The organism is Streptomyces sp. NPDC052012 (genome assembly GCF_040689265.1).
Classification (GTDB): domain Bacteria; phylum Actinomycetota; class Actinomycetes; order Streptomycetales; family Streptomycetaceae; genus Streptomyces.
Map to the genome: position 1 here is coordinate 159897 of NZ_JBFAXA010000004.1, position 12705 is coordinate 172601.

General features: G+C 67.4%; 12 protein-coding genes. 6 read left to right on the plus strand and 6 right to left on the minus strand.

The window, feature by feature from the left end:
* Positions 1–114: 114 nt before the first annotated feature.
* Positions 115–255 carry a hypothetical protein gene (locus AB0412_RS10360; RefSeq protein ID WP_366402102.1) on the minus strand — a complete coding sequence of 47 codons (141 nt, stop codon included), beginning with the start codon at positions 253–255 and terminating at the stop codon, positions 115–117.
* A 132-nt stretch (positions 256–387) separates the two neighbouring features.
* Positions 388–1626, minus strand: a complete 1239-nt coding sequence (locus AB0412_RS10365; protein WP_366402103.1) for a GAF domain-containing protein — start codon at positions 1624–1626, stop codon at positions 388–390.
* A gap of 225 nt (positions 1627–1851) precedes the next feature.
* On the opposite strand from AB0412_RS10365, the gene AB0412_RS10370 reads away from it, so the two are divergent.
* Entirely contained in the window at positions 1852–2031 is a 180-nt protein-coding gene (locus AB0412_RS10370) for a hypothetical protein (protein ID WP_366402104.1), read from the plus strand.
* Positions 2032–2257: 226 nt separating this feature from the next.
* Here the strand turns inward: AB0412_RS10370 and AB0412_RS10375 are convergent, their stop codons facing one another.
* Together AB0412_RS10375 and AB0412_RS10380 are read right to left on the minus strand one after the other, a co-directional pair.
* Positions 2258–3316: a 2,3-butanediol dehydrogenase gene (locus AB0412_RS10375; protein WP_366402105.1), complete on the minus strand. Its 1059-nt coding sequence runs from the start codon at positions 3314–3316 to the stop codon at positions 2258–2260.
* Positions 3317–3331: 15 nt separating this feature from the next.
* On the minus strand, positions 3332–4471 hold the full coding sequence (locus tag AB0412_RS10380; protein ID WP_366402106.1) for a hypothetical protein: 1140 nt from the start codon (positions 4469–4471) through the stop codon (positions 3332–3334).
* A gap of 368 nt (positions 4472–4839) precedes the next feature.
* Here AB0412_RS10380 and AB0412_RS10385 point away from each other — a divergent pair, with 368 nt between their 5' ends.
* Together AB0412_RS10385 and AB0412_RS10390 are read left to right on the plus strand one after the other, a co-directional pair.
* On the plus strand, positions 4840–6045 hold the full coding sequence (locus AB0412_RS10385; protein ID WP_366402107.1) for a transcriptional regulator: 1206 nt from the start codon (positions 4840–4842) through the stop codon (positions 6043–6045).
* Between the two features lie 752 nt (positions 6046–6797).
* Entirely contained in the window at positions 6798–6965 is a 168-nt protein-coding gene (locus tag AB0412_RS10390; RefSeq protein ID WP_366402108.1) for a hypothetical protein, read from the plus strand.
* A 141-nt stretch (positions 6966–7106) separates the two neighbouring features.
* On the opposite strand, the gene lpdA is transcribed toward AB0412_RS10390, so the two are convergent.
* Both lpdA and lipA read right to left on the minus strand, forming a co-directional pair.
* Complete coding sequence (gene lpdA, locus AB0412_RS10395; protein WP_366402109.1) at positions 7107–8474, minus strand: dihydrolipoyl dehydrogenase; 1368 nt, start codon at positions 8472–8474, stop codon at positions 7107–7109.
* The gene (gene lipA / locus AB0412_RS10400) at positions 8471–9409 is read right to left on the minus strand and encodes a lipoyl synthase (protein ID WP_366402110.1); all 939 of its coding nucleotides are present in this window, start codon (positions 9407–9409) and stop codon (positions 8471–8473) included. Before lipA ends, lpdA begins: the two co-directional genes overlap by 4 nt.
* 170 nt (positions 9410–9579) lie before the next feature.
* Here lipA and AB0412_RS10405 point away from each other — a divergent pair, with 170 nt between their 5' ends.
* From AB0412_RS10405 to AB0412_RS10415, 3 genes are read left to right on the plus strand one after another with little or no spacing between them, the layout of a single operon-like run.
* Positions 9580–10620 carry an NAD(+)/NADH kinase gene (locus tag AB0412_RS10405; RefSeq protein ID WP_366402111.1) on the plus strand — a complete coding sequence of 347 codons (1041 nt, stop codon included), beginning with the start codon at positions 9580–9582 and terminating at the stop codon, positions 10618–10620.
* A gap of 45 nt (positions 10621–10665) precedes the next feature.
* Positions 10666–11661, plus strand: coding sequence for a thiamine pyrophosphate-dependent dehydrogenase E1 component subunit alpha (locus AB0412_RS10410; RefSeq protein ID WP_366402112.1), 996 nt, complete (start codon positions 10666–10668; stop codon positions 11659–11661).
* A 26-nt stretch (positions 11662–11687) separates the two neighbouring features.
* Positions 11688–12701 (plus strand): alpha-ketoacid dehydrogenase subunit beta, encoded by a 1014-nt coding sequence (locus AB0412_RS10415; protein ID WP_366402113.1) that lies wholly within the window; start codon positions 11688–11690, stop codon positions 12699–12701.
* The last annotated feature ends 4 nt before the right edge of the window (positions 12702–12705 follow it).

The following is a 12705-nucleotide window of genomic DNA, read 5'->3' on the forward strand; positions in this document are numbered from 1 at the left end:
ACGTGATGCTGGGGCTCTCCCGACGGGTTCGGCTGCGAAACCCGCCTCGGTGCTTGCGTCACTCCTCACGCTATGCTGCTGTGCGACGCTGGATAGCTGGACGACGAGGCGCACCTAGCCCCTCCGTATGGAGGGGGCGGCACCCTGCGCCCGGTGGAGCGGATGCGGGGCGACCCAGTCTCCGCCGATGAAGTTGTCGTAGCGGCGGGCGAAGGTGACGATGCTGCCGTCCGTGCCGTGCTGCGCGTACACCATGGCGGCTCTCCTCGGGGGATGGTGAGCGCGGGGGCCGACGGCCCACTACGCCGTAACGCCGTTCACTCTGGTCCGGGAAGGTCGGCGCCGGGTGCTGGTGACGGACCTGCCGGACCGTCCGTCGTCGCATCCTCAGTAGCGCAGAGCGGTGGCCAGCCGGCCGGCAGCGATCGCGCGCCGGGTGTCGCCCTGGCCGAGCAGGTGCAGCGCGTGCTGATGCACCTCCACGTCGTACGTGGCCCGTTCGCCGTAGCCCAGGGCGTGCTCCGGGCGGCTGCTCGCCAGCACCGCCTCCCGCACGGCTACTTCGAGGTGTGTGCGCCACTCCTCGATGCCCGGTGCTTCCGACCGTGGCAGCAGCGGGCCGCGGTACAGATGCAACGCCGTCTCCACGTCGCCGTTCTTGAGCGCGTGGAGTACGTCAACGGCGTCGCAGGACACGGGTGTGGTCAGCGCGTAGCGACGGTTGGCGATGCCGCCGCCGAGGGCCCGGCGGAGGTGTGAGATCTCCGCCCTGAAGGTGGAGGCTGTGACGGTGCGGTCTCCGTAGAGGGCCGCACGGAGCCGTTCCGGTGAGAAGCCGTCCGGTTCCAGCGCGAGCAGGGTAAGAATTTCCAGTTGCCGGGGCCGCAAGGGTAGCGGCTGACCGTCGCGTGCGACCTGTTCCCTGCCCAGGCAGTGCAGATGCATCCGGCTCGGAACTCCTCGGATCTGGCGGGGCAGCTCCGCACTCAGCCGGGCCTCGATGGTCGAAACGAGCGTGCGTACGGTGGACATGGCGAGGGGGTGTGAGCGGTCCCAGGTGGTGGACATATCCAGGACACCGAGGACACGCCCGTCCGGAGCGTGGATCGGCGCGCAGTAACAGACCCAGCCGTGCAAGGCCGTCACCAGGTGCTCGGCGGAGAAGACGGAGCTGGGGCGGCCCGTGCGCAGAGCGAGGGACAGGGCGTTGGTGCCCATGGCTTGCTCGTCCCATCGTCCGCCGGGCGCGAAGTTGACGCGCTCGGCCCTGCGGCGCATGGCAGGACCGCTGCACGTCCACAGGATGGTGCCGGACTCGTCGGTTACCGCCGTGACGAACCCGGCATCGTCCGCGATGCTGTGCAATTCGTCCCTGAGGTCGTTCACCGGCGGGCGGAGCGGCGACGCGGTCCAGCGATGGTGCACGGCGTCGCCGCCGGTGACGGGCGCGCTGTCCCGGCCGGGGTCCACGCTTGTCAGCGAGCGCACCCAGGACTCGGCCACCTCGTGGCGCACGGTGTCGACACCCTGCGGTTTCGACTCCGCGGTCCTCAGCCGCGGTACCAGACGGGCCCATTCGCTCTCCAGCGTGGCCCGGCGCCTCATGAGGTCACTGCGCTGTGACATCTTCTTCCCCTACCGTCGAACGGGGACAAACGGTTATTGCCTGCAATGATCGTGCCGGCGCACCTGACCGGGCGGGCCGTTCCCCCTGTCCGATCGGACAGGGGCGGCGCCCTCGACCACACGCCTTGCTTGGTCTTCGCTTTGAGGACAGTGTCATCGGCCAATCAGGCAGTAGAAATCGAAGGTTGCGTATGCGTTGCCGGCTTCGCGCCCCTGGGAGGTCGCATGTGGCTCACGTCCGGCGATGTGGTGAGCAGCGGCAATGATCCGAGCGCCGACTGGAGCGGCGACGAGTGCCGGTGCGAGCTGCTGGGACCCCAGCAGACGAACACGGAGGCCCTGAGCCGGTCGGCTCGGCTGGCGAAGTTCCATGTGCCCGAGATCGTGTCGGTCCCGGTTCGCTGACCCGAACTCGGACAGTGCGCGTTGCGCTTCGGGAGCCGTCGACCGTTCCTCGTCACGGAGCCAGACCGCCGGCTCCCCGGCCAGTTCTGGTCAGGGAGCCCGCCCCACCCGACCCGTCCGGGTCCGTTGTGCCGGTGCGGGCCTGCGAAGGGCGATGCACGTGGATATCCCCTTGGGAGCTCCATGGCAAGACGCATGGCAAACCCGCTGAGCCGGTTGTGCACCCTCACTGTGGGCGCACAAGGATCTTGACGTTCTCTTCCTTGTTGTTCACCAGTTCGTCGAAGCCGCTCGTGACGATGTCGTCGAGACCGATTCGGCCGGTGATGAACTGGTACGGGTCGATGCGGCCGCTCGCGACCATGGCAATGGTCGCGGGGTGGTCATTCGCGTAGGCGAGGCTTCCGAGCACCTTCACCTCGCGGAACACCAGATCGTTCAGCGCGACCTTGGCCTCGTGTCCCCAGATGGCGACATTCACGCAGGTGCCGCCCGCGCGCGTGGAACGGATCGCGGACTTCAGTACTGCGTCGATGCCTGCGCATTCGAAGGTCACGTCGGCGTTGCGACCCTTGGTCAGTTCTGACACAGCCGTGGCGATGTCCGTAGTGGTTGGATCGAGTACGTGGTCGGCGCCGGCCACGAGTGCTTTGGCCTTGCGCACGTCCGCCGGCTCCACGACGATGATCGACTCGGTGCCGACCGCGCGCAGAGCAGCCGTGGTCACCAAGCCGATCGGTCCCGCACCGAACACGATGGCGGTGCCGCCGGGGCGGATGCCGGACAGCCGTACGGCGTGGTAGGCGACCGCGAGTGGCTCGATGAGCGCCCCCACGTCCGTGCCGAGTTCGCCGAGCGGATGGAGCCAGCGCCGCTCTGCGACGACGAACTGTGAGAATCCGCCTCCTCCACCGGAGAGGCCGACGAATCCCAGCGACTGGCAGACGTTGTACATGCCGCGCTGGCAGGGGTCGCACCGGCCGCACACGAGGTAGGGCTCCACGACGACTCGGTCGCCTACCCGCAGGTCGTCGACGCCCTCACCGAGTTCCCGGACCACTCCGGCGAACTCGTGACCCAGAGTGATGGGTACGGTTTCGCCTGTGAGGGGGTGCGGCGCACCTTCGGCCGGCGCGAATATGGGCCCTTCCAGGTACTCGTGGAGGTCGGTGCCGCAGATGCCGCACCATTCGACCTCGACCTTGACGGTGCCCGGCCGTGTCGCTGGTTCCGTGACGTCGTCGATCCGGATATCGCCCGGACCGTAGAAGCGTGCTGCCTTCATTCTCAGCTCCCTTTGCTAGTGGGTGGATTGTGCAGCGGCATGGCGGGGGGCGGCCTTTGGCTCGGCAGCCGTTTCATCGGCCGGCTTCGGCAGGCCGTAGGAGCCGAATCCGACGACGTACAGCAGGGTCACGAGGGCGAACCAGTCCACGAACCCGAGCGCATTGCCGTGCAGGTCTCCGGCTATAACCGGTTCGTGTAGCAGCGTGCCGGCCGCGAACCAGTAGTAGGCGATAAAAGTCAAGACACCCAGGGTCAAGGTGACAGCGACGCGCGCTGCCAGGTTGACGGCAGGGCTGAGGTTCGTGGGCTTGTTGCCGAATGCGTTGGCCCACGCAATCATCCACGCGACCCAGCAGACGCCGAGTTGAGCCGGGAATTGGTGAATGGCGTCGCCGAGTTCCGCCACTGTAGCGGTCGGGATGATCAGCTTGCAGATTCCCAGGAGCACGAAATACAAGATGCCGCCAAGCCCCGCGTTCCCGACGAGGGAGAAGAGCGCGATACGTCCGCGCCCGGTCGCCTTACGCCAGGGCCAGTTCTCCATGGACAATCCAGTCACGACGACGGCCACAACGATCGAGTAGTACCAGCCGAGGAGTGTGTTCAGGCCGAGTATCGGCATACCAGGAGTGTTACGCGAAACCGCCGGAAGTCCCAGAACTGCGTAGAGGATGACGGTCGGCAGCATGAGGAACGCGATCTCACACAAGCCGACCAGTGGTTGCTTCAGACCCAAGTCTGTCCATGGCCAGTGCGACCAGTTCACCACCGCGAGCACCCAGGTCGAGAAGGCGAAAAGCACGAAGAGTGCGGCGGTGAAGTAGCCGAGATCACCTTCCCGTGAGGCCGTGAAATCGGCGTTGAGGTGCCCGAAACCCACTGCGAACGCGTAGGTGACCCCCACCGCGAACACCGCGGTTGATGCCGTTATCACGACTCCCCGGAGCGGCTGGCGGAGTCGGTCGAACCCGAAGAACTCGAGGTTGAATCCCGACCAGACGACGAACAGCAACGCCCAGAACACGGCGGCGTTAAAGGGTAGCGGGTAGAGATCGAATGGACTCACACGCGGGTCGGCGAGCAAGTACCAGCCGCCAAACGTGATGACAAGTACGACGAGCATATTGCCGATGCCGTGCATCAGCCAACTCACGGCTCGTCTAGTGGGAAGGGGCTCGGACATGGCCGCACCCAGCTTTCTGTGAGCGAGAGAGGAAGGCCCCGGCGCGCCGCAGACTTCCGCCCGAGGGAGTAAGGAGAGTCCTTGCGCCCGCTGCCGGCCGTACGCGGGTGCCGTCCTCTCTAAGGAACGCACCTTCATGTAGGGACCACCGGAATCCTCGGCAACCGCCGTCGCAGAGTCGACGGATCACCGCAGTCGCGCCGATTACATGCCCTGCCGGACGCGCCGGACAGGGTTGCACGGAATTGCATGGAGTTGTTGCACAGCAGTAGCGCTTGGTTCATGCGGTGGATACGCTCCCCTCCGACTGGCGTGAACGTGCGGGAGGTGCGGCGGTCATGAGCATGCACAGTGCGATCCCTCCGGGCCGGAGCTTGCCCGATTACGCCCGGGACCTGGTCCGGATGCATGAAGCCGTCATCGGCGGAAGCCGCCCACCACTGGCGCCACGCCCCCTTGTCTCCCGGTCCTGGACACGCATGTTGCGCATGGGCCTGACGGTGCAGGGCGGGAACCCGCGCGTTTCCGTGACGGAAGAGGAGATCGCACGCCGGCGGCACGACTCACCGATGCGAGGCGCCATACAGGAATTCATGCAGATATTCGCAGCAAATCCAGATGCCGCGTCACACATGCTGCTCGTGGTCGCAGACGCGGATGGTGTCATCCTCTGGCGAGCAGGTGCGTCATCGGTGCGGCGGCGAGCCGACACGCTCGGTTTCACCGAGGGCGCGGTCTGGACGGAGGCACAGGTGGGCACCAACGCGATCGGCACCGCGCTCGCCGAGGCCGCACCGGTGGAATTGCTCTCCGGCGAACACTTCGAGCAGGACCAGCACGCGTGGTACTGCACCGCCTGCCCGGTCCACGACCCCCGCACTGGGGATCTGCTGGGCATCATCGATATCAGCGGCCCTGCCCTCACGCTGCACCCGGCGATCGGCGCGTTGGCCGAGACCGGGCGCCGTCTCATGGAAGCCCAGATCTGGCGGTGTCACCAGGAGCATCTTCAGCGGCTACGGCAGTCGGCCGAACCACTTCTGGCCGCCACTGCAGGACCGGCGCTGGTGGTCGACGATCATGGGTGGGTTGCGCACAGCTCCGGCGTCGCCGTGGGGGCACGGATTCCCGCACCAGCTGCCAGGCAGCCCCTTGCTGTTCCTGGCTATGGCGCCTGCGTGCCCGAGCGTCTGCCGAACGGATGGCTCGTCCGGCCGTTCAGTCGTGGGCAGAAAGTGCTGCTCGAACTCGACCTGTCCAGCACCCCGTCGCTGCAGGTGCACGCCGGTGACACGGCATGGCGCCGGCTCATCACGAAACGGCACGCCGAAATACTTGCGCTCCTGCACCGTGCGGGTCCCGCCGGCATGTCCTCCGAAGCGCTCAGCCAGGCATTGTTCGGCGATGCAGGTCACCTCGTTGCTGCGCGGGCCGAGGTGTCGCGTCTTCGCCGCCAGCTCGGCGGGATTGTGGCGACCCGGCCCTACCGCCTCAACGACGGCGTCCAACTGACCGTCATACAGGACGCGCACAGAAGATCGTGACCTAGCGGCAGGAGAACAGCGAGGGTGACCTCATGGCCCCAGAAAGTGCCTTCCGACGGCAGAGGGCTGCCTTGGAGCGAGCCCGGACCCGAGGCTTGCCCACCCGGCTTCCGTTCTGGGGCTGTGGCAGAGGCGCCCGAGCCGTGCGCCGAAGTGTCCAGTCGTGGATGCTTCGCTGTGCACCGTTGACCCAGCCCAGGACAGCGTGCCCACGACCAACGGCGGTGACGTGCGCGGCCCACTGGTCCACATCACCGTTGCGGGGCCCAGCGATGCTGGTCGTGTGGCGGGCGGGTGATGCGACTGCGTGCGGAACGGGTGAACTTCGCGCCCGGCGCCAGGTGGGACGAGCCGCACGTGGGCACCAACGCACTCTCGCTCGCCCTGCGCAGTGGGCGCCCGAGCACAGTGTTTCTGAGCATGTTGCCGGCACTGCACGGCTGGGTGTGCTGCTGCGTGCCGATCCACCATCCTCGTGGCCGGCGGCTCGGCGTCCTCGACCTGTCCACGGGGACCACCCGGTCAGCGCGGCAACGCTCAAGGCCGAGGTATCACACCTGCGCAGCGCCATCGACGGTGGCATCACCCACCGGCGGTACACGCTCAACAGGCCGATCGCCTGCGACGCGACGGATCTGCTCACCGTCTTGGACGCCGGCGACACGGCCACAGCCGTGCGCCTGTACCGGGGCCCGCTGCTGCCCGAGTCCTGCGCATCCGGGATCGTGCAGTGACACTACCGGGAGGTGAGCGTGCGCATCGCAGTCCTGGCCAGCGACTGTGCGGATCACGCCTTGCGGTACGGTCCGCACGCACTCCACGACGTCACCGCGCACGAGCACGCCCTGCGGCCCCTGGCGCCCAGCGATGCGGTCCGCGCGATCGCGGCAGCACGGCTTCACAGGGCCCTGCTCGACTGACGAGCATCAATCTCACGCCAGCCCCGAATACCGCATGATCTGCGCTGAGCCAGGGGCCGACGGTCTGGGTGCGTGCCTCCAGTTTGTGCACTGGAGGCACGCACCCCACTGCTGATCTTGTGTAGGAGCGAGGCAGCGGGTTCAGCTGTGTGTGTGCAGCGGTTTGCCGGCAAGGGCGAGGTGCGCTTCGCCCAGGGCCTCGGATTGGGTCGGGTGTGCGTGGATGAGCGGTGCGATCTGTTCGGGCAGGAGTTCCAGGTTGTAGATCAGCTGGGCCTCGCCGATCAGCTCCCCGACACGATCGCCGACCATGTGCAGGCCGACCACGCGTCCGTCGGGCGCTTTGACCAGCTTGATCGCCCCCGATGTCTTGAGGATCTGGCTCTTGCCGTTGCCCGCGAGGTCGTACGTGAGGGTTGTGACACCGGTCTTGTACTTCTCGTTGGCGGTCGCCTCGGTCAGGCCGACCGAGGCGACCTCCGGGTGGGAATACGTCACCCGCGGGATGCCGGCCTCGTCGATGGGGGGCGGGTTGAGCCCAGCGATCACTTCGGCCACGAACACGCCCTGGGCGAAGCCTCGGTGTGCCAGCTGCGGGCCTGCCACGACGTCACCCACGGCGTACACGTCGGGCAGGTTGGTCCGCAGCCGCTCGTCGGTGGCGACGAATCCGCGCTCCAGTTTCAACCCGGACTCCGCGTAGCCGTGGCCGGCCGTGTTCGGGCCGCGGCCCACGGCCACCAGCAGCACGTCACATTCGAGCGTGTCACCGGATTCCAGTGCGACGCTCACGCCGCGCTCGTCCTGTTGGGCCCCGGTGAACTTCACTCCGGTCTTGAAGCGAATCCTGCGGCGGCGCAGCGCACGCTCCAGTTGCTTGGAGGAGAACTCGTCCTCGGTGGGGAGGAGCCGCGGCAGCGCCTCGACAATGGTCACTTCGGCGCCGAAGGACGCCCAGACGCTGGCGAACTCGACGCCGATGACGCCGCCGCCGAGCACGACCGCCTTCGCGGGGATGTAGTCCAGCCGTAGTGCGTCCTCACTGGTGATGATTCTGCCGCCCAGCTCCAGACCGGGCAGGGACTTGGAGTAGGAGCCGGTGGCAAGGATGAGGTTGCGGCCGGTGTAGCGGGTGCCCTCGACCTCGACGGTAGTACCGCCGACGAGGGCGCCACGCCCCTCGATCACGGTGACCTTGTGGGCGTCAGCCAATGCCTGCAAGCCCTTGTAGAGGCGGGAGACGACCGAGTCCTTGTATGCGTGTACTCCCGCGAGGTCGATCCCTTCGAGGGTGGCCCTCACGCCGAACTGCCCTCCGGCGCGCGCGGTGTCGGCGACCTCCGCCGCATGCAGGAGCGCTTTGGTGGGGATGCATCCGCGGTGCAGGCAGGTCCCGCCGAGCTTGTCCTTCTCGATGAGTATCACGGACTGGCCCAGCTCAGCCGCCCGGAAGGCCGCGGCATAGCCACCTGATCCGCCACCGAGGATCACCAGGTCGGCAGTGGTCATTTCGCTTCTCCTTGTCTGGCTTCCTGCGCCTGCCGGTAGAGCCGTCCGGCCCGGTAGGAGGAGCGCACCAGCGGGCCGGCCATCACCCCCGCGAACCCCATCTCAAGTGCACGGTCGCGGAGTTGGTCGAACTCCTGGGGCGGTACCCACCGCACGACCGGGTGGTGCCGCACCGAGGGCCGCAGATACTGGGTGATGGTCAGCAGCCGGCATCCCGCCGCGTGAAGGTCGCGCAACATCTCCACGACCTCGGCGCCGGTTTCGCCCAGTCCCAGGATCAGATTTGATTTGGTCACCAGCCCGGCCTCCCGCGCCCGTGCCAGCACGTCGAGCGAGCGCCGGTAGTCGAAGCCGGGACGGATCCGCCGGAAGATGCTCGGTACCGTCTCCACGTTGTGGGCCAGCACCTGTGGACGTGCTCCGAATACCTCGTCGAGGAGATCCGCTGCGCCGTTGAAGTCCGGGATCAGCACCTCGACCGCGGTGCCCGGGTTGTGCTGGTGGATTCGTCGCACCGTCTCCGCGTACAACCACGCGCCGCCATCAGGCAGGTCGTCCCGCGCCACACCGGTGACGGTGGCGTATCGAAGGTTCATCACGCGTACCGACTCGGCGACGCGCTGCGGCTCCGCAGTGTCCAGCTCGGCGGGTTTCCCCGTGTCGATCTGGCAGAAATCGCACCGGCGGGTGCACCGGTCCCCGCCGATCAGGAAGGTGGCCTCCCGATCTTCCCAGCACTCGAAGATGTTCGGACAGGCCGCCTCCTCGCACACGGTGTGCAGTCTCTCGTTGCGTACGAGCTCCTGCAGCTCGGTGAATTCCGGCCCCGTCCGTATGCGGGTCCTGATCCAGGGAGGCTTTCGCTCGATCGGGACTGCGCTATTGCGGACTTCCAACCGCAGGAGCCGTCGTCCGTCCGGTTGCACACTTGTCATTGGCCCACGGTCCGATCACCACGCCGCACGTGCAAGACGTTGCATCCGCTTGCATCCACAGCCGCGTGCAATTTCTTGCAACCCTGTCCAGCTCAGCCGTTTCCGCAGTCCCATGACCCTCGTGGCCGGAGGACGCCGGTCACGTATCGGATCGTGAAGGGGCCTGCGGAATGACTGCGGTGGGCATTGTCGCCAACCCTGCCTCCGGCCGGGACATTCGTCGGCTTGTATCCGGCGCATCGGTTTTCCCGGTAGCTGAGAAGGCCAACTTGGTGCAGCGCATGCTCACGGCGCTGGGCGCGGTCGGCGTCGAGACGGTGCTCGTGTCCGTCGATCTCGGAGGGATCTCGGCGGCCGTGTTGAGGGCCGTGCGGAACCGGTCGGCGAAGAAGACGCCTTGGCCGCACGTCCAGTTCGTCGATGACGACGCCATCACCGAAAGCGCCCAGGACACGGCCAACGCGGTCCGCCGCATGGTCGAGGCCGGGGCGAAGGTCATCATCTGTCTCGGTGGCGACGGAACCGCACGCGTTGCCACGGCGGCGTTGCTCGCCGGCCCCGGGAACGACGTGCCGTTGTTGTCACTGTCCACCGGTACCAACAACGCGTTCCCGCAGCTGCGTGAGGCCACAGTCGCAGGCCTGGCGGCCGGGCTGGTGGCCACCGGCGCCGTCGACCACGGCATCGCCACCACCCGGGCTCACGTACTCGAGGTACGCACCGGGGAGCGGACCGAGCTTGGGCTGGTCGACGTCGCGGTGTCCACGGCGCCGTATGTCGGCTCCCGCGCACTTTGGCACCCCGACGCCCTCACCGAGCTGTACTGCTCCTTCGCCGAGCCGGACGCAACAGGCCTGTCGTCCATCGCGGGCCTGCTCTGCCCCAGCCCGCGCGACAAGCCCGAGGGCGTCGCGGTGCGTCTGTGCCCGGCGGAGCAGGCACCCACCGTGGTTAACGCGCCGATCGCCCCGGGCTTGGTACTTCCCGTCGGGGTGGCCGACTGGCGGCCATTGCGCACCGGCGAGCAGGTCGAGATCAGCACCGCCCGCGGGGTGGTGGCCTTCGACGGCGAGCGCGAACTGGAACTGGCAGGCACGACGGGCGCCACGGTTCGGCTCCGGGAGGACGGGCCGCTCTGCGTCGACGTCACCGCCGTGATGAGCCAGGCGGCACGAGCCGGCCTGTTCCGCAGCGATCGCACCGCGGTCTGAGGACGACCAGACCGACAAAGAACCTTGAAGAAAGGACCGTCAACGATGACACCCACTCAACCGGCCCAGGCCACGTCGGGGCTCGACGAGAAGGCACTGCTGGAGGCGTATCGCACGATGCGCACCATCCGGGAGTTCGAGGAGCGGCTGCACACCGAGTTCGCCACCGGCGAGATACCGGGATTCGTGCACCTGTACGCAGGTGAGGAGGCCTCGGCCACCGGAGTGTGTGCCCACCTTGACGAGCGCGACACCATTGCCAGTACGCACCGCGGCCACGGCCACTGCATCGCCAAGGGCGTGGACGTCAAGGAGATGATGGCCGAGATCTACGGCCGCGTCACCGGGTGCTGCCGCGGCAAGGGCGGCTCGATGCACATCGCCGACCTGTCGAAGGGCATGCTCGGCGCCAACGGCATCGTCGGTGGCGGGCCGCCCCTGATCTGCGGCACCGCTCTGGCCGCCAAGCAGCAGGGGACCGGTGGCGTCGGGGTGGCCTTCTTCGGCGATGGGGCCAGCAACCAAGGGACCACCTTGGAAGCGCTCAACCTCGCGTCGGTGTGGAACCTGCCCGCGGTCTTCGTTGCGGAGAACAACGGTTACGCCGAGGCCACAGCGGCCAACTGGTCGGTGGCCTGCGACAACATCGCCGACCGCGCCGCCGGCTTCGGCATGCCGGGCGTGATCGTGGACGGCTTCGACTTCTTCGCGGTGTACGAGGCCGCGGGCGAGGCGATCGAGCGGGCTCGCGAAGGCGGAGGCCCCACCCTGATCGAGGTCAAGTTCACCCGCTACTACGGCCACTTCGAGGGTGATCAGCAGACCTACCGCGCCGGTGAGGTGGCAAGGGCTCGCGAGGAACTGGATTGCCTCAAGCGGTTCCGTGAGCGGGTCACCACGTCCGGCCAGCTCGACGCGGCCGCGCTGGACGGGATCGACGGGGAGGTGGCGGGCCTCATCGAGGCCTCGGTGGCGGAGGCGCAGCAGGCCCCTACGCCGACCGCGGAGGACCTCAACACCGACGTCTACGTCACCTACTGACCTCGAACACTTCCAGGAGCACGGTCATGGCACGCACGATCAGTTATCGCGAGGCAATCAACGAGGCGCTCAGGCAGGAGATGGAGCGCGACCCGTCCGTCATCGTCATGGGTGAGGACAACGCGGGCGGCGCGGGCAGTCCCGGTGAGGAGGACGCATGGGGTGGTGTCCTCGGCGTGACCAAGGGGCTTTACCACCGATTCCCGGGAAGAGTGCTGGACACGCCGATCTCGGAATCGGCGTTCGTCGGTGCCGCGGTCGGCGCCGCGACACGTGGCCTGCGCCCGGTGGCCGAGCTGATGTTCATCGACTTCATGGGCGTCTGTTTCGACCAGATCTTCAACCAGGCCGCCAAGTTCCGCTACATGTTCGGCGGCAAGGCGGTGACGCCGGTGGTGGTGCGCACCATGTACGGAGCCGGCCTCAACGCCGCCGCACAGCATTCCCAGTGCCTGTACCCGCTCTTCACCCACATCCCGGGCCTCAAGGTCGTCCTGCCCTCCAGCCCGTATGAGGCGAAGGGCCTGCTCATCCAGGCCATCCGCGACAACGACCCGGTCATCTTCTGCGAGCACAAGGCGCTCTACGACATGACCGGTGAGGTCCCCGAGGACAGCTACACCATCCCGTTCGGCGAGGCCAACGTGGTCCGCGACGGCGACGACGTCACCATCGTCGCCCTCGGTCGCATGGTCTCGGTGGCCGAAGAGGCGGCGGCCGAGCTGGCGCGGCAGGGCGTCCAGGCGGAGGTCATCGACCCGCGCACCACCAGTCCCCTGGACAGCGACACGATCCTGGAAAGCGTCGAGAACACCGGCCGGCTCGTCGTGGTCGACGAATCCACCCCCCGCTGCAGCATGGCCACCGACATCTCGGCCCTGGTAACGCAGGAGGCGTTCGGCGCGCTGCGGGCGCCGATCGAAATGGTCACCGCCCCGCACACGCCGGTGCCCTTCGCGCAGACCCTGGAGCAGCTCTACATCCCGGACGCGCAGAAGGTGGCCAACGCCGTCAAGAAGACCATGGACTGGAAGAAGTGACTGA

Excerpts from the sequence above, each read along its gene's own strand:
- AB0412_RS10410 (WP_366402112.1), top strand. The coding sequence starts at position 10,666 with ATGACACCCACTCAACCGGCCCAGGCCACGTCGGGGCTCGACGAGAAG.
- lpdA (WP_366402109.1), bottom strand. The coding sequence starts at position 8,474 with ATGACCACTGCCGACCTGGTGATCCTCGGTGGCGGATCAGGTGGCTAT.
- AB0412_RS10365 (WP_366402103.1), bottom strand. The coding sequence starts at position 1,626 with ATGTCACAGCGCAGTGACCTCATGAGGCGCCGGGCCACGCTGGAGAGC.
- lipA (WP_366402110.1), bottom strand. The coding sequence starts at position 9,409 with ATGACAAGTGTGCAACCGGACGGACGACGGCTCCTGCGGTTGGAAGTC.
- AB0412_RS10415 (WP_366402113.1), top strand. The coding sequence starts at position 11,688 with ATGGCACGCACGATCAGTTATCGCGAGGCAATCAACGAGGCGCTCAGG.
- AB0412_RS10360 (WP_366402102.1), bottom strand. The coding sequence starts at position 255 with ATGGTGTACGCGCAGCACGGCACGGACGGCAGCATCGTCACCTTCGCC.
- AB0412_RS10375 (WP_366402105.1), bottom strand. The coding sequence starts at position 3,316 with ATGAAGGCAGCACGCTTCTACGGTCCGGGCGATATCCGGATCGACGAC.
- AB0412_RS10370 (WP_366402104.1), top strand. The coding sequence starts at position 1,852 with ATGTGGCTCACGTCCGGCGATGTGGTGAGCAGCGGCAATGATCCGAGC.
- AB0412_RS10405 (WP_366402111.1), top strand. The coding sequence starts at position 9,580 with ATGACTGCGGTGGGCATTGTCGCCAACCCTGCCTCCGGCCGGGACATT.
- AB0412_RS10385 (WP_366402107.1), top strand. The coding sequence starts at position 4,840 with ATGAGCATGCACAGTGCGATCCCTCCGGGCCGGAGCTTGCCCGATTAC.